The organism is Curtobacterium sp. MCBD17_032 (genome assembly GCF_003234855.1).
In the GTDB taxonomy this organism is placed as follows: domain Bacteria; phylum Actinomycetota; class Actinomycetes; order Actinomycetales; family Microbacteriaceae; genus Curtobacterium.
Genome location: NZ_QKTO01000013.1, coordinates 25,710 through 46,998, shown reverse-complemented (window position 1 = coordinate 46,998; position 21,289 = coordinate 25,710). Strand labels below are relative to the sequence as shown.

Annotated in this window: 14 protein-coding genes; all 14 read right to left on the bottom strand. The window is 72.8% G+C overall.

Features of this window, described 5'->3' with window-relative positions:
* Nucleotides 1-14: 14 nt before the first annotated feature.
* On the bottom strand, nt 15-2,378 hold the full coding sequence (locus tag DEI91_RS13640; protein WP_111052811.1) for a transglutaminase domain-containing protein: 2,364 nt from the start codon (nt 2,376-2,378) through the stop codon (nt 15-17).
* Between the two features lie 59 nt (nt 2,379-2,437).
* Nucleotides 2,438-3,841, bottom strand: coding sequence for a DUF58 domain-containing protein (locus tag DEI91_RS13635; RefSeq protein ID WP_111052810.1), 1,404 nt, complete (start codon nt 3,839-3,841; stop codon nt 2,438-2,440).
* Nucleotides 3,838-4,809: a MoxR family ATPase gene (locus DEI91_RS13630; RefSeq protein WP_111052809.1), complete on the bottom strand. Its 972-nt coding sequence runs from the start codon at nt 4,807-4,809 to the stop codon at nt 3,838-3,840. The genes DEI91_RS13635 and DEI91_RS13630 overlap by 4 nt, the downstream gene beginning before the upstream one ends.
* Nucleotides 4,810-4,888: 79 nt before the next feature.
* Nucleotides 4,889-10,810 (bottom strand): Ig-like domain-containing protein, encoded by a 5,922-nt coding sequence (locus DEI91_RS13625; protein WP_111052808.1) that lies wholly within the window; start codon nt 10,808-10,810, stop codon nt 4,889-4,891.
* On the bottom strand, nt 10,783-12,195 hold the full coding sequence (locus DEI91_RS13620; RefSeq protein ID WP_111052807.1) for a serine/threonine-protein kinase: 1,413 nt from the start codon (nt 12,193-12,195) through the stop codon (nt 10,783-10,785). Before DEI91_RS13620 ends, DEI91_RS13625 begins: the two co-directional genes overlap by 28 nt.
* 107 nt (nt 12,196-12,302) lie before the next feature.
* The gene (locus tag DEI91_RS13615) at nt 12,303-13,130 is read right to left on the bottom strand and encodes a PP2C family serine/threonine-protein phosphatase (RefSeq protein WP_111052806.1); all 828 of its coding nucleotides are present in this window, start codon (nt 13,128-13,130) and stop codon (nt 12,303-12,305) included.
* A gap of 924 nt (nt 13,131-14,054) precedes the next feature.
* On the bottom strand, nt 14,055-14,645 hold the full coding sequence (locus DEI91_RS13605) for a hypothetical protein (protein ID WP_111052804.1): 591 nt from the start codon (nt 14,643-14,645) through the stop codon (nt 14,055-14,057).
* Nucleotides 14,646-14,744: 99 nt separating this feature from the next.
* The gene (locus DEI91_RS13600; RefSeq protein ID WP_111052803.1) at nt 14,745-15,506 is read right to left on the bottom strand and encodes a YaaA family protein; all 762 of its coding nucleotides are present in this window, start codon (nt 15,504-15,506) and stop codon (nt 14,745-14,747) included.
* A gap of 5 nt (nt 15,507-15,511) precedes the next feature.
* A complete protein-coding gene (locus tag DEI91_RS13595) occupies nt 15,512-15,775 on the bottom strand; it encodes a F0F1 ATP synthase subunit epsilon (RefSeq protein WP_111052802.1) in 264 nt (87 codons plus the stop codon).
* A gap of 1 nt (nt 15,776) precedes the next feature.
* Nucleotides 15,777-17,231 carry a F0F1 ATP synthase subunit beta gene (gene atpD, locus DEI91_RS13590; RefSeq protein ID WP_110825109.1) on the bottom strand — a complete coding sequence of 485 codons (1,455 nt, stop codon included), beginning with the start codon at nt 17,229-17,231 and terminating at the stop codon, nt 15,777-15,779.
* A gap of 49 nt (nt 17,232-17,280) precedes the next feature.
* Complete coding sequence (locus tag DEI91_RS13585; RefSeq protein ID WP_111052801.1) at nt 17,281-18,183, bottom strand: F0F1 ATP synthase subunit gamma; 903 nt, start codon at nt 18,181-18,183, stop codon at nt 17,281-17,283.
* A complete protein-coding gene (gene atpA, locus DEI91_RS13580; protein ID WP_111052800.1) occupies nt 18,184-19,812 on the bottom strand; it encodes a F0F1 ATP synthase subunit alpha in 1,629 nt (542 codons plus the stop codon). It abuts the gene before it with no gap.
* Nucleotides 19,813-19,919: 107 nt separating this feature from the next.
* The gene (locus DEI91_RS13575) at nt 19,920-20,714 is read right to left on the bottom strand and encodes a F0F1 ATP synthase subunit delta (protein WP_111052799.1); all 795 of its coding nucleotides are present in this window, start codon (nt 20,712-20,714) and stop codon (nt 19,920-19,922) included.
* Between the two features lie 2 nt (nt 20,715-20,716).
* On the bottom strand, nt 20,717-21,280 hold the full coding sequence (locus DEI91_RS13570; protein ID WP_111052798.1) for a F0F1 ATP synthase subunit B: 564 nt from the start codon (nt 21,278-21,280) through the stop codon (nt 20,717-20,719).
* Nucleotides 21,281-21,289: the final 9 nt, after the last annotated feature.

Genomic DNA, 21,289 nt, shown 5'->3' with positions numbered 1-21,289 from the left:
TCCGGACATCGTAGTCACCGCCGCTCGGAGCGCCCTCCGACCGCCGCGGACCTCCGGAGCGGCTCCGGCTCCGGCAGGGGTGGCTCCGGCTGCCGCGAGGACGGCCGCGGCGACGCCCGTCCCGACCGACCCCACCGGAGTGAGCGGAGCGACGTGGCGGCCCGGAGGCGGTCTCGTCGGCCTCGGCCGGCCCCGAGCGCGGCGATCGCCGACTCGGCTGCGGCCCACGACCGGTCGGCGAGCCGGTCGTCGACGTCGACCGGGCCGAAGACAGCGGCGTCCGCGTCGGTGGCGAGCGGGACCCCGTCGGCGCCCGGCGCGCTCGCGGCGACCTCCCTGCGGGTGGCCGTCGGCGGGACGTCGTGCCCGCTGTCGAGCAGCGCGTCCCGGTACTCGTCCCAGGCACCGACGACCCTGGTCCTCGGCACGAGCGCACGCCGCCGTCGCCTCCGCCGGACTCGCTTCGCGAGGACGACGGCAGCGACGGGCAGCAGCAGGACCACCATGAGGCCCAGCACGCCGAGCGCCCACGGCAACACCGCGAGCAGGATCCGCAGCCACGCCGGCTGGGTGGGCGGCGTCTCGCGGTCGGCGTCGGGCGGCGTCTGCTGGTCGAGGCGTTGCGGTTCGGCGGGTGGTGGTGGCACGACGGTCTCGGGTCGGGTGACGGGTTCCGGCGTCTGGTCCGTCTCGTCCGGGATCTCCCGGACGTCGGGGTTCGGGTCGAGCACGACCCAGCCCCACTGCGCGGTGTCCACTTCGATGCGGGCCGTCACGTCCGAACCGCGGAACGTCGTGGTGTCGCCGGCCGGGGCTGCGACGGGCGCGCCGGAGTCCCCGCCCGGGGTGAAGCCGAGGACGACCCGCGCCGGGAAGCCGATCTCCCGGGCGATGAGCGCGGCGGCGACCGCGTACTGTTCCTGGTCCCCCACCATCGGCTGCGCGGTGAGCAGCTGTTCGATCCGGTCGGCACCGTGACCGCTCCGGCTCGGACGGTCGTCCCCGACGCCGTGGCTCACGTAGCCGTCGCGCGCCAGGGTCCGCAGGGCCGCGAGGAGCCGCGTCCCGTCGGGGGCACCGTCGTCGGCACCGGCCCGGGCGGCGTCACGGACGGCGTCGGGCACGGACCGGGGTGTCGGCACGGCAGCGGACCCCGGTCTCGCATCGGCGAGCTCCTCCTCCGTGGGCTGGTCGGGCAGCACGGCGGTCAACGAGTACCGGGTCCCCGCGGTCACACCGTCCACGACCGCGGCCGTCCCGGTGGCGCGGTCGTAGAAGAACGCGGAGCGCTGCGCGTCCGCATCGGCACCGTGGAAGGCGACCGACTCGAGGGCGCCGACCGTCGGAAGCCACACGCCGCGGTACCCGTCGACCGTCACGTCGACGTCGACCCGCGTGCCGCGGACGTCGCTCGTGTCGACGGCCGTCGGGACCCGTTCGAAGGACCCGGAGTCGGCCGTCCCGTCGGGTCCGCCGACCCGGTAGACCACGCCGTCGTACGTGTCGAGGGTGGCGATGCGGACGAACGCGCCGTCCGGCAGTCCGGTCACGGTGACCTGGGGCCGGTCGACCTCGTCCTGCTGCTGGTAGGCGCGGAACCCGCTGAGCGGGCTGACCTGCTCCGTCGGGTCGAACGGCTTCACGACGTCGGTGCGGGCGACCGTGCGCGCCGCTGAGGGCGACACGAGCAGGCCGAGCCCGCTGGCGACGACCGCGGCCACCGCGATCGTGGCCGTGCCGAGGAGCGCCGGCCGCACGATCGCCCGCCCCACCGGGACACGCGCGCCGGTGGTGTCGGCGACGGCGACGGCCCGCCGGACGTGCCGCACCGCCACCGCCCACACGAGTGCGATGCCCGCCAGGACCACGGCGAGCACGACGGTTGTCTCGAGCCGGTCCGGCCCGACCACGACGCCGGCGACGAGCAGCGCCAGGGCGGGCAGGCCGGCGCACTCCGGACGGGAGGCCCTGGTGGCGATGCTCACGCCGGTCACGGTGGCGAGCAGCACCGTGACGAAGTAGGGCACGAGGAGGGCCTCGTAGGACCCGACCGGCAGGCTGATGGTCAGGAGGCGCCGCCACCCGAGGGCGACGCCCGCGAAGAGGTCGACGAGCGCGGGTCCGGTGGGGAGCGGACCGGCGGCGCCGCCGGGCACCGCGGCCGGGACGCCCGTGGCGGCGAACCCGACGACGGTCGCGAGCGCGACGACGGCCGCCGGGAGGCGCAGCACGGCCCCGAGGACGCCGACCAGCGACCCCACGACGAGTGCGGTGACGCCGGCGACGACCATGGCGACGTCGCGGTGCACCGGCCACCACGCGACGCTCGCGACGGCGAGGGACAGCCAGACCACGAGCACCCCGCCGACGAGACGCACGCGCGAGGAGCGTGCGCGCCGAGCTGCTCCACGGGGCCGGAGCCGCGTCTGCTGGGCGGTCACGCGTCCACCGACCGGTACAGGGCGTGGCGGAGGTCCTCGAGGTACCCGATCGTCATGAGGGTCAGCCCGGAGACCCGCACCGACCGCGGCACGGCCTCCGGCTCGCAGACGACGGCGACGACCTCGACGCCGACCGGGAAGCGGGATGCCGCGAGACGGAGGGCGGCGATCCCCACGGTCGACCCCACGACGAGGAACGCGACCGAGACGCCGGCGACGTCCCGTCCGACGAGGCCGGCGACCTCGGCCACCGGCAGACACGCGTCGGCCAGGTCCACCCGGGCGAAGGCGTCCAGGAGCCGCGTCGGCGTGACCGTCGGGAGGGCGTGCACGGCGCGGACGGGACGCTTCGCGAACTCCGGCGTGCGCTCGGAGACGACGACGATGACCTGCCGACCGTCGCGCACCGCACGTGCACCGAGCGACGCGGCGACGCTGACGCCCAGCTCGAACTCGTCGTCGTCGCGGTACTCGCTGCGGGAGACCCCGAGTCCGACGACCAGGTGGGAGCGCCGGGTGTCCTCGAACTGCCGCACCATGAAGGCACCCGTCTTCGCGGTCGACTTCCAGTGGATGGTCCGCGGGTCGTCACCGGGTGCGTACTCGCGGATGGCGTGGAACGCGATGTCGGCCGGCGACAGGTCGGTGGTGGCCTGCCCTTCGAGGTCACGGACCAGTCCGGTGCTCGTCGACGGGATCGCGATGGTGCGGGGGTGCACCACCACCTGCTCGCGCGCGGTCCAGACGACCTCGCGGCGGACGAGTCCCACCGGGTCCGCCCGCACACCGGTCACCGGTCCCACGTCCAGGACGCCGCGGCGAGCGGTCGGTACCGGGACGAGCTGCTCGTGCGAGCCGTGCGGCGCGACGGCGGGGATCGGGACGTCGACGAGTCCGGAGCCGACCGGCAGTTCCACCGTGGTCGGGACCGAGGGCAGACGCGTCGGGTTCGCCGCGGTGACCGTCACCCCGGCGTCGTCACCGACGACCACCCGGTGCTGGGGGGCGGACATCCGGATGACGAGTCGCGACCGGCCGAACAGGGCGACCGCGGCGATGACCACGAGGACGGCGCCCGCCCACCCGACCACGACGACCTCGCGGAGCCCGAACCGGTAGCCGGTGACGAACGCGACGAGCGTCGTCGCCAGCACGGTCCAGCCCAGGCCGGTGACCACGGAGGCGACCTCGTCCCGGCCACGGCGGACCAGCCTCCCGGCGGAGCGCCACAGGCGGACCACACCCACCACGGCGTCGGCCGCGACGTCGTCCCGGTCGCCGACGAGTCGGGTGCGGACGTTCGTCAGGCCGGCGACCGTCCCGGTGCGGTCCTGCGCGGCACGACGCGACCGCGTCGGGACGGGGCGGGAGCGCGTGTCGACGGGCCGGCGGTCGGTCACCGCGGGACCCGGTCGGCCGGTGGGGGCGTGTCGACGAGGAGCTGGGCGACGACGCTCGACGCGTCCACGCCGTCGAACTCGGCCTCCGCGTCGAGGACCAGACGGTGCGCGAGGACCGGCTGCGCGAGGGCCTTCACGTCGTCGGGCGTGACGTAGTGGCGGCCGTCCACGGCCGCGTGCACGCGGCTTGCCCGGATGAGTCCCATGGCGCCCCGCACGCTCACGCCGAGCCGCACCTCTGACGCCGCGCGGGTGCCGTCGACCAGCCGGGCGACGTAGTCGGCGATCACCGCGTCCACGTGGACGGTCCGTGCGAGCGCGGCCATCTCGGTGACCGTCGCGGCGGGGACGACGCTCGCGAGCGGTACGGACACCGACGGAGCCGAGGCGGCTTCGAGGATCCGGACCGTCGCCGCGTGGTCCGGGTAGCCGATCGACGTCCGCATGAGGAAGCGGTCGAGCTGCGCCTCCGGCAGGCGGTAGGTCCCCGCCTGTTCGATCGGGTTCTGCGTGGCGACGACCATGAACGGCTGGGCGAGGCGGTGCGTGACGCCGTCCACCGTCACAGCGGCCTCCTCCATCGCCTCGAGCAACGCGGACTGCGTCTTCGGGCTCGCCCGGTTGATCTCGTCGGCGAGGACGATGTTCGCGAAGACCGGCCCCCGGTGGAACTCGAACTCCTGCGCTCGCTGGTCGTACACGCTGATCCCGGTGATGTCGCCGGGCAGCAGGTCGGGCGTGAACTGGATCCGGTTCGTCGTGCCCTGCACGCTCTGCGCGAGTGCCCGGGCCAGGCTGGTCTTGCCGGTCCCCGGGACGTCCTCGAGGAGCAGGTGCCCCTCGCTCAGCATCGCCGTCACCGCCAGGCGGATCACGAACGTCTTGCCGAGGAGCACCTGCTCGACGTTGGTCACGATGCGGCCGGCGACGTCGGCGAACCAGGCAGCCTGCTCCGGGGTCATGCTCATGCGGGTGTCGTTCCTTCGGTGGTGGGGACGGCGGGGACGGGCGTGCGGTCCGGACTCCCCGGGCCGGTCGGCGCGTCGATCACGGTGCCGGCTCGGCGGGGACCGGGCTCGGCATCGTACCGGTGGCGGGCGGCGGCGCCAGCGGGGCGACGGGCCACACCGGCGAAGCGGCCCCCGTCGTCGCGGTGAGCGGTGTCGCGTCCGTGGTGGCGAGGGTGACCGCGACCCGGACGGACCGGGCTCCGACGGGCGCGCTCGGCGGCCCGTCCCCCGCCTGCCAGGTGCTCGCCGTGTTCCCCTCGAGGGGCGTGGTGCCGGCCTCGTCGGCGAACCACCGGGCCGTGTAGGAGGCGACGCGCACCCCGTCCGAGACCGCGGGCCCGTCGACGGCGAGCGGGTGGCCCTCCTGCGCCCCGGTGACGGTGCTCGACGTGTCGAACGCGACCCCCGTGCCCCTCCAGGCGTCCGCGGTGCAGAAGGCGTCACCCGGCGCACCACAGGCCTGGAGGGTGAGCGTAGCCGGGGTGTTGCGGGCCCCCGTACCCGGGACGCCGGTCCACCGCTGTCCCGGGCGGAGGTCGACGTCGCTCCCGCCGGTCTGCAGGCGGTAGTGGTCGACGTCGCCGCCGGGCGCGGTGACCCGGAGGTCCGACTGCGTCGCGCTGCTCCCGGCGACGACCTCGAGTGTCGGGTCCGCCGTACCGGCCGGCGTCTCGTAGGTGACGGCATCGGCGTACGCGACGTCGCAGAACAGTCCGTTGTCGGACACCACGGCGTAGCGGGCGCCTCCGGCGCCGACACCGCCGTCCGTCATGCCGGACTGCGTCCCGACCGGTGTCTGACCGGAGAGGGCGGCGCAGCTCGGCGTCGCGCCGACGGCGACGCGGTACACACGGTAGGCCGGGCCGGACCCGCCGGCGGCGTCCGCCGCGCCCCAGGAGACGGTGACGACGGACTTCCCCCGGCTGTCGGGAGCGTCCCCCGTGACGGCACGGACGTCCTGCGGGGCGCCGGGACGACCGACGGCGGTCCCCGTCGCCGTCGCACTGTTCCACTGCACCACGGTGCCGTCGCGGCCGGCGTCGTTCCGCGCCGAGACGGTGACCAGGTAGGACGCGCCGCTCGTCGCACCGGAGAACGACGTCGAGGTCGCCGTGCCCGTCCGGGTCGTCGTGGTCAAGCCGGGCCCCGTGACGGTCACGACGTGGTCGTCGACGGCGCTGCCGCGCGACGGGCGCGGGACCGCGCGCCACGAGACGTCGAGCTGGTCCGGGTTGGTCGGGTCCGCGACGACCGTGAGGCCGACCGGTGCGGCGGGGACGAAGTCGGCGCTCATCGCGACGGACTGCGGGGACGGGTCGGACGAGCCGACCGCGTTCTCGGCCACGACCCGGAACCGGTACGAGGCCGTCGCGTCGAGACCGGTGACGGTGCAGACCGTCGCGGTCCCGCAGTCCTGGGCGACCCCGTTCGTCCCGGTGACCCGGTACCCCGTGATCGGAGCGTTGTTCGACCGTGGCGTCGCCCACGTCAGCGTGACCTGCCCGCCGGTCTCGGAACCGGTCCGGGTCGGGGTGCCGGGAGCGTCCGGGACGTCCTGCACTGAGATCGTGACGTCTCCCCAGACGGCGCGGGCGTCCTCACCCGTGGCGTCCGTGACGCGGTACTGCAGGTGCGTGTCCGCGGTGGACGCCCGGGCCGCGACGGAGACGCGCAGCCTGCTCTTGTCGGCGCTCGGGCTCACGGAGACGCCGGCCGGGAGACCACCCGCGAGTCCCCGGATGTCGGTGACGCGGAGGGGTCGCCCCGGGAAGGGGTTCGTCCGACGGTCGTTCGCGAGCACGTCGACCGTCGTGGACTCCCCGCGGCGGACGACGGCGGTGTCCGCGGCCGGCTGGACGAGCGGCCGGGTGGACCCGACGACGTCGACCGTGATGCGCCCGGACCGCCCCTGCGCCGTCGAGTCCGCGACGCCGACACCGATGACGGTACGACTGCCCGTCCTGGCGGTGTCACCGACGTCGATCGTCAGGCGCCGACCGGAGACGGACGCACGGGTGCCGCCGTCCGGCTGCTCGACGACCGACCAGCGGAGCTCGGCCAGGTCCGTCGGGTACGGGTAGTCCGTGAGCTTCGTGAGGTCGAGGACACGCCGGCTGCCCGGCTCCATCTCGATCGTCGTGCCGGTCAGGGCGGGCGGCTGGTTCGAGCGCGGGGTCACGGTGATCGGCAACACGAGCGTCGCCACGCGTCCGGCACCGCCGTTCGCGTCGGACCCGTCCGTCACCTCGAAGGAGATCGAGGCCTTGCCGAAGAAGAGCGTCGACGAGGTGAACTCGAGCGTCGAGTCGTCGACCACGAGCGGCCGCCCGTCCGCGTGCGTCGCCTTCACTGCTCCCCGGTCGGTGACGGTGGCGGTCTTCCCGCTCGCCGTCACCACGTAGCGCGACAGCGGGATCCGCACCGTCGACTCGCTCCGCACCGTGACGGCCGGGGCGCTCCGGTCGATCTGCGGCAGCGCGTCGTCCGTCCCCGGCACGTGCACGAAGCCGTACGCGACGACGTCCGGGTGGTCGCGACGGGTGACGGAGAAGGGGACGACCTGCGAGGCGGCGGTGACCCGGACGACGATGCGGTCGTCGTCGGTCACGGACGCGCCGTCGCCGTACCCGCGCACGAGCCCGACGCGGAGGTCCGCGTCGCCGCCCTCCGCGAGGAACACGTTGCGGAGCACGTCGACCGTGACCGTCTGCCGCCCGAGCACGTCCTGGAGGTCGAGCACCGTGTCGTCGACCTCGGGTCGCAGGGGCAGGGCGTCCCGGTCCACGGTCACCGTGACGAAGGCGGTGCTCGTCGCCCCCTGCTCGTCCGTGACGGTGTACGCGACGGCGAAGTCGCCCTCGGTGGCGGAGGCCGGCGGGGTGACCCGGACGGTCTCACCACCGATGACGCGTGCGCGCACGTCAGCCGACGTCGGCTCGGCGGACGTGACCGTGAGCCGCCCGCCCTCGGGGTCCGAGTCGTTCTGCAGCACCCGCACCGTGACGCTGCCGCCCGGACGGATGGTGACCGCGTCGGGCTCGGCGACCGGGCTGCCCGCCCGGTCGGCCCGCGGCGCGATGCCGACCCGGACGGTCCCGGTCGCCCGGGCGCCGAGCGCGTCCACGACCGTGTACGTGAACTCGTCCGTCCCCGCTGCGTAGTCCCCCGCCTCGTAGTCGAGCGAGTCGCTCGTCACCTCCGCGACCGCCCCCTTCTCCGGGTTGGAGGCGACACCGACGACCTGCACCGCGTCGCCGTCCGGGTCGGTCCCGGTGAGCGGGACGGACACCCGGACCGTCTGGCCGGCGACGACCCGGGCGGTCACCGTCGGCGGCACCGGTGCGGCGTTCGTGGCGCGGTCCCGGTCCCGCACCGAGACGGTCACCGTCGCGTCCGCGGTCTGCCCGTCCGGGCCGGCGATGCGGTAGACCGCCGTGTAGGTGCCCGGGGTGGCCGGGGCGAGGTACCGCAGACGGTCCCCCGAGACGAAGAGCAGACCGCTGCCCCGCGGGAGACCCTGCACCAGGTCCGGCAGCAGCGAGATCGCCTCGCCCTCGGGTTGCGTGTCGTTGTCGAGGACGTCGATGTCGGTCACGGCACCCGCGCGCACCGTCGCGGTGTCCGGCTGGGCGACCGGGGGTTGGATGCGGTCCGGCTTCGGGACCTCGACGACCGTCACCGTGCCCGTCGCCGTCGCGAGCCCGTTCGTCACCGTGTAGCCGAAGGACACCGGCCCGTCGAGCGGAGCGGTCAGGGACACCCGGACGACGTGCTGGTCGAGCACGCTCGCACGGACGCCGGAGCCCACGGGCGGGGCGTCGACGCCGGTGACGAGGAGGACGCCGCCGGCGGGGTCGGAGTCGGTCGCGGTCACGTCGGTGTCCTTCGAGGACAGCGTCGTCACGAAGACCGTCTTCGGCGTCGTGACCGGCGCCGCGGACGCGTCGGGCGGTGCCTGCACGGTCACGCGGAGGACCCCGCTGGCGGTGCGCGTGCCGTCGGTCACGGTGTACTCGAGCTGCCAGGTCCCCGCCGTGCGCGCCTGCAGCCGGACCGTCCCGACGTCGTAGCTCGGGGTGACCGTGAGGCCCGGTGCCGACGAGACGCTCGTCAGCGAGACCGTGCCGTTCCCGCCGCGGACGTGGTCGAGCGGCTCCACCGTGAAGGCTTCGTCGGCGTAGCCGCTGACGGGGAACGACTCGGCCCGCAGCGGCACGTCCCCCTGGGCGGAGACGACGACGGTCACCGATCCGCGGCCCGGCGCGCGGCCGTCGCTGACCGTCACCTGCTGGACGCGGTCGCCCGTCTTCCCGCTGTCGTTGCGGTAGTCGAGCAGGCCGTCCGGCGTCGTCGACGTGTGGTCCCCGTCGGACGGGTCGGCGGACGCCAGGTAGACGGGGTCACCGTCCGGGTCGACCCAGTCGCCGAGCACGTTCGTCGAGACGTGCCCGCCCTGGACGACGTCCGCCGTGCTGTCGCGGACCTGGCGCGGAGCCTCGTTCACGGAGTCGGGTCGGACCGTCACGCGGACGGTCGCGGTGTCCGAGCCGCCGTTCCCGTCGCTGATCGTGTACGGGAACGTGACGACGCCGGCCGCCGACCCCGGCAGCGTGATCTGCAGCTGCTGGCCGTCCGCGACCACCGCGACGCGCGCGACCGGGTCGTCGACGGGACCGACCTCGTCGACCACGAGCGGGTCGCCGTTCGGGTCGTGGTCGTTGAGGAGCACCGGGAGGGTGGTGGTGCGCCCGGGACGGGCCCCGAGGTCGTCGTCGACGGCGACGGGCGGTGCCTGGTCCTCCTCGACCTCGGCGTCCTGCTCGGAGGCCCGCTCCTGCTGCCGGTCGGCCTCCCGGTCGACCAGGTCCGCCCAGTTGTCGATCAGCTGGCCACTGCGGTCCACGGCCCACGTCCGGCCGGTGTCCGGGTCGTTCGCAACGACCGTCCGGCCGTTGTGGACGACCTGCAACGCCGCGCCTCCCGGCATGCCGTCGAGCTGCTGGAGGGCTCGACCGGCACAGGTGTCGACGGCCTGCCCGCCGTTCCAGGCGGCGTGCACGCACCGTCCGTCGGTGAGCGGCCGCGCGGCGCGCCCCGAGACGGCGAGGGCCGTGCGCGACACCGTCCCCGAGGGGGTGACGCGGAGGAGGCCCGCGGACCCGGCGAGCACCACGGCGTCGCCGTCCGTCCCGGACTGCTGGAGCGCCGGAGCGGAGCCCGCACGGTCACCGAGCTCGACCTCCCGCCCGTCGATCGTGAGCACACGGTCGGTCCGGTCGAGGACGGCCACGTGGTCGCCGACCGCGGCGACCTGGAACTCGTGGTCGCGGTCCAGCCGGACCGTCCACCGCTGCTCGACCGTGGGCGTCGCGCCGAGTGCGACGAGCGAGGCCGTCGCCGTCCGGGGCGAGTACACGGCGACGTGGTCGTCCGAGGCGTCGACGACCGCGTCCGCTCCGAGGGTCAGGTCCGGCTCGGTCGACGCGTCGAACTCGTCGAGGTCGGACGCGGGCGTGGTCCAGAGTCGCCCGGTGTCGCCGTCCGCGACCACGGCGGTGGCCCCGGCGAGCAGGACGCGCGGACTCCCGCTCGGCAGCGTGACCGCGTCCCCGAGGGTGGCGTCGGCGACGTCGACCCGGGAGACGGTGCCCTTCGTCTCGTCGATGCTGTACACCGTCGAGCCCCGTTGCAGGACCGACACGGCGTCCGAGGACGTGTCGACCGCCGTGTTCAGCTCGAGGACGCCGGGGTTGGCGCGGCCCACGGCACCGAACTCGGCCGACGGGACCCAGACGGTGCCGTCGCCCAGGTCGACCCGTTGCGCGTGGTAGCCGCTCGAGACGAGGGCGGTCCCGGCGACGACCGCCCCCACCACGACCGCGACGGTCGTCGTCAGGGTCGCCGAGCGCCGCGCTGCCAGGAACCGGCGGATCACGACGCCCCACCGATCGTCGCGCACCGCTCGCCGCTGCTCGCACCGGTCCGGCCGTCGTGGTTGACCGCGACCTGGACGCACTGTTCCGAGCCGGGCCGGCCGGCGACGACGAAGGTCGTCCCGGACTGCTGGCTGGTCGTTCCGTCCGAGGTCACGACGAACGTGTCACCGGGGCGGAGGCCCGGGTCGGTCCACCGGAACGTGACGGACGATGCACCGGGCGTGGCACGGAGGTCCGAGACGACCGGCACGCCGTCCGGACCGCCCCGGGTCACGACGACCAGCGTGGTGACGGCCAGCGCGGCGACGACCGCGACCGAGGTGACGGCGACCCAGACGGCGGTCGCACGCGACGCTCCGCGCCGACGGACGGCCGACGCGCTCCGGTGCACGGTCCCGACACCGCGGGAGTCGGTCGCGGCGGCACCACCGCGGAGCGCGGAGCGCGTGCGTCGACGGCGACCGGGCCGGGCGGGGCTGCCGAGTCCGCCGACGACGGTCTGGTCGTCGGCGCGCGACGGGCTCGTCACCGCCCACGCCTGGACCGCGACCTCCGCCGGGGTCTGCGGCAGCCCCAGCTCGGCCTCGACCTGCTGGAACCCGCGCACGAGGTCCATGACGGTCGCCGGACGGTCCCGCGGACGCCGGGACATCGCGGTCGCGAGCACACGCTCGAGCGTCGGTGGCACGTCGGCACGGCCGGTGGGGCGTGGACCGCCCTTGTCGATCCGCGTCATCAGGGCGGCGGCGGAGTTGTCGCCGCCGGGTGCCTCGAACGGGCTGCGGCCGGCGAGCAGGGTCGAGACGGTGGCTGCCAGCGAGTAGACCTCGGACTGGATCGTGCCGCGTGACTCGTCGGCGAGGACCTCCGGCGCGGACCACGGGATCGACATGCCGACGGGTTCGTCCGGGTCGGCCTCCCCGAGGGTGGCGGCGATGCCGAAGTCGGACAACACCGGGTTGCCGTACGCCGTGAGCAGGATGTTGGAGGGCTTGACGTCACGGTGCAGGACGCCCTCGCGGTGCGCGGTCTCGAGCGCCGAACCGATCCGCACGCCGACCGACAGCACCTGCGACACGGGCAGGTGCTCGCGCCGGTGACGTTCGCTGAGCGAGGCGGAGCAGAGTTCCATCACCAGGTAGGGACGACCGTCGGCAGCGACGCTGGCCTGGAACACGGTGAGGATCGACGGATGCGTGCTGAGGCGGGCCATCAGGTTCGCCTCGGCCTGGAACATCTGTCGGACGCGGTCGTCGACGACCTCGTCGAGCAGGACCTTGACGGCGACCTGGCGGCGCGGCATGTCCTGCTCGTAGAGGAAGACGTCCGCGAAGCCGCCCGACCCGAGGACGTGCACCGGAGTGAAGCCGGGCAGGACCGGAGGGGTCGACGGGAGCCGGCGGGCCATGGTCGCTCCTTCCCGTCGAGACGGCTTGGTCAGGATACCGCAGTGGTATTCCAGTGACCTGCGGTGCTCGGGCTCGGATGCACGTGGGCATCCGGCAGCGGGACGCGTCAGCGTCGCGGGAGCGTGTCCTCGAGGTCGTCGTCGGCCGCCGGGGCGTCGTCGACCTGCAGGACGACGACGGTCACGTTGTCGCGTCCGCCGGCGATGACGGCGTCGCCCACCAGCCGCTCGGCGAGTTCCTGCGGGTCGTCGACCTTCGCGGCGATGCGCGAGATGCCGACGTCGCCGATCTCCTTGGTGAGTCCGTCCGAGCACACCAGGTAGCGGTCACCCGTGCGGAGCGGGATCGTCCACCAGTCCGGCTCCGGCGGCTCGCCGAACCCGACGGCGCGCGTGATCACGTTGCTGTCCGGGTGGGACTCGGCGTCCTCGGCACGGAGGACGCCAGCGTCGACCATCTCCTGCACGACCGAGTGGTCGACGGTGAGACGCTTCAGCGGTCCCCCGGCCTCGCTGCGGTACGTCCGGGAATCGCCGACGTTGAACACGAGCGCGGCCGGCTTCCCCTGCCCCGCGACGAGCGCGACACCGGTGACGGTCGTCCCGGCACCGATCGCGTTGCCGCCGGCCGCACGCTCGATGTCGGCCGTCGCCAGGAGGAGGGCGCGCTGGATGGTCTCCCGGCTCGCGAACGGCTGCTCGGTCGAGTCCGCCAGACGTCGGACCACCGCGTCCGAGGCCCGGTCGCCGGCGAGGTGGCCACCCATACCGTCGGCGACGACGAAGTAGGGGGCGTCGACGACGTAGCTGTCCTCGTTGTGGTCACGACGTCGTCCGACGTCGGTCGCCGCACCCCAGGACAGCGTGAGCGTCGCGCCCGCGGCGTCCGGGAGGGCGATCGCGTGGGAAGAGGTTGCACGGCCGAGTTCGGTCACGGTTCAGGATCGCTCTCTGGGGGTTCGGGACGGACCGGGGGCAGAGGGTGGTGACGGCCACGGTCCGGACGAGTCACGGCCGCCGGGAGGGACGGACCGCACGAAGGGCGACAACACCTCGAAGGTGTTGCCGTCGCCGATGTCGACAACCGTACCGGTCAGCACGACCATCGAGGCACCGGACGGCATGCGGTGCGGCGGTCGACCGGGTGCCCGTACGACCGTGCCGTTGGTGGAGTGCAGGTCGTCCACGACGGCGGTGCTGCCGGCGGCGTGCACGAGGACGTGCGAGGACGACACGAGTCCCGACGGCGACGGGACCGTCACGAGTTCGGGCGCCGGCCCGGTCACGACCCGGGGCAGCGCAGGTCGGCGCCCGACGAGGACCGGACGGTCGAGACGGAACACCCGTTCGCCGACCCGGACGGAGGGCACGACCGGACGCGGGATGCCGGCTCCCCGATCGCTGGCGTCGCGACGACTCGTCGGCGTCCGTCCTGGCGGTGCGTGACGGCCTCCCGTCACGGAGGTGTCCGGCGCCACGGGGACTCCGAGTGCCTCGGGCGTGCCGGACGCCGCGGGGGCATGCGGCACCACGGGGGCATGGGGCGCCACGGGGGCACCGGGAGCCAGAGCCGTGACCGATACCGCGGGCGTCCGGCCGTCCGTCGCACGATGCGGCGCACGGGGCGTACGGACGACGGTGTCGCCCCCGGCCTCGGCTGATGCGTCGAGGGGGTCGAGCGGGTCGGCGGGCCGCACCGCAGGCCTCGACACTGCGCCCGAGGGGCCGCCGTGTGCGACGTGCCTCGAGTCACGGCGATCACGGGGGCGGAGCACGGTGTCATCGACCGGGTCATCGTCGTGCACGTGCGGCTCCTTCCGTCGGCACCACCACCGTAGACGATGCGGTGCACCTCGGGCTCACGTCCGCCAGGCCGGTCGACGCCGGATCCGACACAGCCGGTCGACGAGCATCGCCAGCGGGTCGTCGGCACGGAGGTCGAGCGCGTAGCGTGCGCGGGTCGCAGCCCGGAGCTCCGAGCCGAGTGCCCAGGAACACCAGGCGCCGAGTGCCAGGGCGCCGGCGACGCCGACCGCTCCGGAGACGCCGGCGACAGCGACGACAGGTGGTACCCCGTGGGTCGCGCGCACCCCGTCGGCCGTCCTCGTCATGATGCGCCATGACTCGACGCACCGGTCCCCCGCGTGCCGCAGACGGTCGCGGTCGGGCGACGGTCCGCGACCGACGAGCGCGGCGGGCATCCCGTCGCAGAACGGGTCGACCGGCGCGACCGTGCCGGATGCCACCCGGTCCGGGTCGGCCAGGAACCGCAGGAGTCCGATGCGGGTGGCGAGGGCGCCACAGCCGGTCGCCACCGCGATCGCGTCGGCGGTGGTGAGCGCCGCCGTGTCGACGAGCGCACGGGCCGCTGCGGGAAGGGTGACGGCCGCCGCGATCTCGTGGCTGTACCGGGGGGAGGATGCAGGTCGCTTCGCTGTCGTGGAGTCCATGCCTCCCAGCCTCACGCAACCGGAGTGCGACGCCGACGGCCGATCGAGATGCCGTGGACGACCGCCGTCGCCACCCGCCCTGTGCAGAGGAGGTCCCCCTCAGACCACGCCGGCTCCGAGGCTCTCCGCGACGAGGTCCCAGCCGTCGTCCACCCGTTCGACGAGCACGCCGTTGTCGCGCGCCCACGCCACGAGGTCCGGCATCGACGAGACGGAAGCACCCGACCGACCGAGGAGGGACACGAGCCGCCCCTTCGCCGTCTTGTTCCAGTGGTTCAAGGCCTTGCGTCGACCGTCACCGCCCACGCTGACGACACGGAGCGGAACGGCACCCGCCACCGGACCGAGCGCGCGGTACCCCTCCGACCGGAGATCGAGCACCAGCCCCTCCCCCCGCTCCGCCAACGCCCCTGAGGCCACGCCGGGCCAGAGCGAGGCCAGACGGAGTCCGGGGAGCCTGGAGTCGTGGGACAACCGGTACGCGGGCACCGGATCGCCCGCACCGATCGGACCGAACATGGCGGACTGCACGACCACGTGCTGCTCCCACCACCGGCGCGTCGACTGGTCCGCCGCGAGGGACGCCAACGGGTCGTACAGCACACCCGTGTACCGGTCGATGGCCGGCAGTGTCGGGCTCACGTCGAGCACCAGGTTCCGCAGGCGCTCGGAGACGGACTTCGGCCCGAGCTTCAACGCCGTCCGTGCCGAGGACTCGTCGGAACTGACAGAGCGGGCCGCGGTGATCACCGCGGCCCGCTCTGTGGCCAGTTCCGGGAAGGAGAGCACCCCCAGGTCGAGGGTGCGCTCCGGGTCCCCGCCCTCCCGCTTCGTCTCGGACGGCGGGAGGAGGACGGTCAGTCCGGTCAGGACGCGAGCGCGGCCTGCCGCGCCACGATCGTGACCGTGTCGTGCTCGACGGAGAGGAAGCCGTCCTCCGCGTCGACCGCGACGGTCGAGCCGTCGGCCCGCGTGATGCGGACCTGCCCCTGCGCGAGGGTGGCGAGCATCGGCTCGTGCCCCGCGAGGATGCCGATCTGGCCCTCCGTCGTGCGTGCGACGATCATGGTGGTGTCGCCCGACCAGACCTCGCGGTCAGCCGAGACGACACTCACGGTGAGACCCGCCATCTCAGCGGTTCTCCTTCTGGATCTGCGCCCACTTCTCTTCGACGTCGTTGATGCCGCCGACGTTGAAGAACGCCTGCGTCGCAACGTGGTCGAACTGGCCGTCGGCGATGGCGCGGAAGGACTCGATGGTGTCCTTCAGCGGCACGGTCGACCCCTCGACGCCCGTGAACTTCTTCGCCATGTACGTGTTCTGCGAGAGGAACTGCTGGATCCGGCGAGCACGCTCGACGGTGATCTTGTCCTCTTCGGAGAGCTCGTCCACACCGAGGATCGCGATGATCTCCTGCAGCTCCTTGTTCTTCTGCAGGATCGCCTTGACGCGGGTCGCGGTCTCGTAGTGGTCGGCACCCAGGTACCGGGGGTCCATGATCCGCGAGGTCGACGTCAGCGGGTCGATCGCCGGGTACAGACCCTGCGACGCGATCTCACGCGACAGCTCGGTCGTGGCGTCGAGGTGCGCGAACGTCGTCGCCGGCGCCGGGTCGGTGTAGTCGTCGGCCGGCACGTAGATCGCCTGCAGCGAGGTGATCGAGTGACCACGCGTCGAGGTGATGCGCTCCTGGAGCACACCCATCTCGTCGGCGAGGTTCGGCTGGTACCCCACCGCGGACGGCATGCGACCGAGCAGCGTCGAGACCTCGGAACCGGCCTGCGTGAAGCGGAAGATGTTGTCGATGAAGAGCAGGACGTCCTGCTTCTGCACGTCGCGGAAGTACTCCGCCATCGTCAGCGCCGACAGGGCCACGCGGAGGCGCGTTCCCGGCGGCTCGTCCATCTGGCCGAACACGAGGGCCGTCTTGTCGAAGACCCCCGCCTCCTCCATCTCGCCGATGAGGTCGTTGCCCTCACGGGTGCGCTCACCGACACCGGCGAACACGGAGACACCACCGTGGTCCTGCGCGACGCGCTGGATCATCTCCTGGATGAGGACGGTCTTGCCGACGCCCGCACCACCGAAGAGACCGATCTTGCCACCCTGCACGTACGGGGTGAGGAGGTCGATCGACTTGATGCCGGTCTCGAACATCGAGGTCTTGGACTCGAGCTGGTCGAAGGCCGGGGCCTTGCGGTGGATCGGCCAGCGCTCGGTGATCTCGAGCTTCTCGTCCGTGTTGAGCACGTTCCCGAGGACGTCGAAGACCTTGCCCTTGGTCACGTCACCGACGGGCACCGAGATCGGTGCGCCGGAGTCGCGGACTTCCTGGCCGCGGACGAGACCGTCGGTCGGCTTCAGCGAGATCGCACGGACGAGGTCGTCGCCGAGGTGCTGCGCGACCTCGAGACCGATCTCCTGCGACGAGTCACCGATGGTGATCGTCGTGAACAGGAGGTTGTACATCTCGGGGATGGCGTCGTGCGGGAACTCGATGTCGACGACGGGGCCCGTGACACGGGCGATCCGGCCGACACCGGGCGCCGACGACGTCTCGACCGCGGTGGTGGCGGTGTCGGTCATGGCTGGTGCCTTCCTGAGGGTGGGTTCTGTCCGCGAGCTGCGCGGACCACTACTTCTTCTTCGACGAGAGTGCGTCGGCGCCGCCGACGATCTCGGAGATCTGCTGCGTGATCTCGGCCTGACGCGCGTTGTTGGCGAGACGGGTGAAGTCGCGGATCAGCGAGTCGGCGTTGTCGCTCGCCGACTTCATCGCCTTCTGCCGGGCGGCGTGCTCGGAAGCAGCCGACTGCAGCATGGCGTTGAAGATGCGGCTCTCGATGTAGACCGGGAGCAGAGCGTCGAGCACGGCGTCCGCGTCCGGCTCGAACTCGTACAGCGGGAGGGGCTCGTCGTTCGACGGGGCCTCGACCCCCTCGACGACCTCGAGCGGGAGCAACCGGACGACCTGCGGCTCCTGCGTGGCGAGGCTGAGGAAGCGGTTGAACACGATGTGGATCTCGTCCACGCCGCCCTCAGCCGTGTCCTGGAGGAACTTCGACACGACCGCGTCGCCGATCTCCTTGGCCGTCGAGAACTCCGGCTGGTCGGTGTTGCCGACCCACTGGCGCTCGGACGGACGCTCCCGGAACGCGAAGTACCCGACGGACTTGCGCCCGACCAGGTAGAACACGACGTCCTTGCCCTCGCTGCGGAGCAGGGAGGCGAGCTCCTCACCCTGCTTGAGGACGTTCGTGCTGAACGCGCCGTTCAGGCCCCGGTCCGAGGTGAACAGCACCACGGCCGCGCGGGTCGAGGTCGCCGGCTCGGTGGTCAGCACGTGGTCGACGTTCGAGAACGTCGCCACGGCCGACACCGCCCGCGTCACGGCCCGCGAGTACGGGCCGGACGCGGCCATGCGGGCCTGTGCCTTCTGGATCCGCGACGCCGAGATCAACTCCATGGCGCGGGTGACCTTCTTGGTGGTCTTCGCCGACTTGATGCGCTGTCGGTAGACCCGGACCTGTGCCGCCATCTAGCGACGACCCTTGACGATCTGCTCCTGGTCGACGTCGTCGGCCGAAGCGGACTCGACCTGCTCGGAGCCCAGGGTCTTGCCCTCGCTGGTCTGGAAGCCCTTGGTGAAGGCGTCGATCTCGCGCTCCATCGCGGCGACGGTCTCGTCGCTGAGCTGGTTCGTCTCGCGCAGGGTCGTCAGCACGTCCGAGTTCCGGCGGAGGTGCTCGAGGAGCTCGCCCTCGAAGCGCAGGACGTCGGAGACAGGGACCTCGTCGAGCTTGCCGTTCGTGCCGGCCCAGATCGAGACGACCTGCTCCTCCACGGGGTACGGCGAGTACTGCGGCTGCTTGAGCAGCTCGGTCAGGCGCGCACCACGGTCGAGCTGACGGCGCGACGCCTGGTCGAGGTCGGACGCGAACATCGCGAAGGCCTCGAGCGAGCGGTACTGGGCCAGCTCGAGCTTCAGCGTGCCGGAGACCTTCTTGATCGACTTGACCTGGGCGTCACCACCGACGCGGGACACCGAGATGCCCACGTCGACCGCCGGACGCTGGTTCGCGTTGAACAGGTCCGACTGCAGGAAGATCTGGCCGTCGGTGATCGAGATCACGTTGGTCGGGATGTACGCCGAGACGTCGTTCGCCTTGGTCTCGATGATCGGGAGGCCCGTCATCGAACCGGCGCCGAGCTCGTCGGACAGCTTCGCGCAACGCTCCAGCAGACGGGAGTGCAGGTAGAAGACGTCACCCGGGTAGGCCTCGCGTCCCGGCGGACGACGGAGGAGGAGGGACACGGCTCGGTACGCCTCGGCCTGCTTGGACAGGTCGTCGAAGATGATCAGGACGTGCTTGCCCTGGTACATCCAGTGCTGGCCGATGGCCGAACCGGTGTACGGGGCGAGGTACTTGAAGCCGGCCGGGTCGGAGGCCGGGGCCGCGACGATGGTGGTGTACTCCATCGCACCGGCGTCCTCGAGCGCGCCCTTGACGGAGGCGATCGTGGAGCCCTTCTGGCCGATCGCGACGTAGATGCAGCGGACCTGCTTGTCGACGTCGCCCGACTCCCAGTTGGCCTTCTGGTTGATGATCGTGTCGATCGCGATGGCCGTCTTGCCGGTCTGGCGGTCGCCGATGATCAGCTGACGCTGACCGCGGCCGACGGGGATCATCGCGTCGATGGCCTTGATGCCGGTCTGGAGCGGCTCGTGCACCGACTTGCGGGACATGACGCCCGGGGCCTGGAGCTCGAGGGCACGGCGGCCTTCCGCGGCGATCTCGCCGAGACCGTCGATCGGGGCGCCGAGCGGGTCGACCACGCGGCCGAGGAACGCGTCGCCGACGGGAGCGGAGAGGACCTCGCCGGTGCGGGTGACCTCCATGCCCTCCTCGACGCCGTCGAACTCGCCGAGCACGATCGCGCCGATCTCGTCCTCGTCCAGGTTCTGCGCCAGGCCGAGCGTGCCGTCCGCGAAGCGGATGAGCTCGTTGGCCATGACGCCGGGGAGGCCTTCGACGTGGGCGATTCCGTCACCGGCGTCGGTGACGTGCCCGACCTCGGCCGTGGAGGCCTTCGTCGGCTCGTAGTTCGAGACGAAGTCCTTCAGGGCATCACGGATCTCATCGGGGCTGATGGTGATGTCTGCCATGGGATTTTCCTTGTGGTTTTCCGGGGCCCTTCGGCTCCGAGAGGGTGATGCTGCCGCGGACGACAGTTCCCGTTGTGGACTTGGGTGGGGCGTCTTCGACCGTACGCTCAGCGTGCGAGCTGGAGACGGAGGTCGGCGAGTCGGGACGCGACGGTGCCGTCGATGACGTCGCCGCCGACCTGCACCCGGACCCCGCCGAGGACGGTGGGGTCGACGACCTGGTTGACGCTGATGTCCCGGCCGTACCGCTCACCGATGCCGCGGGCGACGCGAGCCGCCTGCTCGTCGGACAGCGGCGTCGCCGTGATGACCGTGGCGACGAGCTTGTCCGCCTGGTCGGCGACGATCCGCGAGGCGTCACGGACGATCTCACCGATGCGACGGCCACGGGGCTGCTGCACGAGGTTCGACACGATCGTGATGGTCTGCGCGGAGACCTTGCCGCCCAGCAGGCGCTCGGCGAGCGAGCCCTTCTGGTCGGCGCTGCCGAGCTTGGTCCCGAGCGCGAGCTCGAGGCCGGCGTCCGAGCGGACCGCGGTCTCGAAGGCGAACAGTTCGGCCTCGATCGAGGTCGACTGGTCCGCCGTCGCTGCCACGGCCCGGACGGCCGCGTCCTCGATGCCGGCGAGCAGGTCCCCCTGGGAGGACCAGCGCGATCCCGCGACCGCGCTCAGCACGGCGCGTGAGGCGTCGCTCTGCCCGGCGAAGACGCGGTCGATGAGGACCTTCTTGCCGGCGGGGTCGGCGGTCGGGTCCGCGAGCAGGTTGAGCAGCTGCGGCGCACGCGCGATCGCCCGCCCTGCGGCGAAGATCTCCGTCCCGACGTTCAGGTCGACGGCGCCGCCGAGGTCTGCGAGTGCCGCCCGGGTGGACGACATCGCTTCGCGGGTGGCGCTACGCATGCTCAGTGCTCCGTTCCGGCAGCCGCCTGGGCGCCCTTCGACGACTCGAGGTCGGCGAGGAAGCGGTCGACGACGGCGGTCGCCTTGGCGTCGTCCCGGAGGGACTCGCCGATGACACCCGACGCGAGGTCGAGCGCGAGCGTGCCGACCTCGGTGCGGAGCGACTGGAGCGCGCTCTGGCGCTCGGCCTCGATCTGCGCCTGGGCGTTCGCGGTGATGCGTGCGGCATCGGCCGTGGCCTGCTCGCGGACCTCGTTGCCGATCGCGGTGGCGTCGGCACGGGCCTGCTCACGGATGCGCGATGCCTCGGCACGTGCGTCCGCCAGCTGCTTGTTGTACTCGTCGAGCGCAGCTGCGGCCTGTTGCTGGGCGGCTTCGGCCTTCTTGATGCCGCCCTCGATGGCCTCGGTGCGCTCATCGAGCATCTTCGTGATGCGCGGCGTGACGACACGCCACATCACGATGAAGATGATGACGAAGGCCACCGCGGACCACACGATGTCGTACACCGGTGGGATCAGCGGATTGTGGGTCTCCTCCGCCGCGATGATGAGTGCGTTCTGCATCGAGGGACC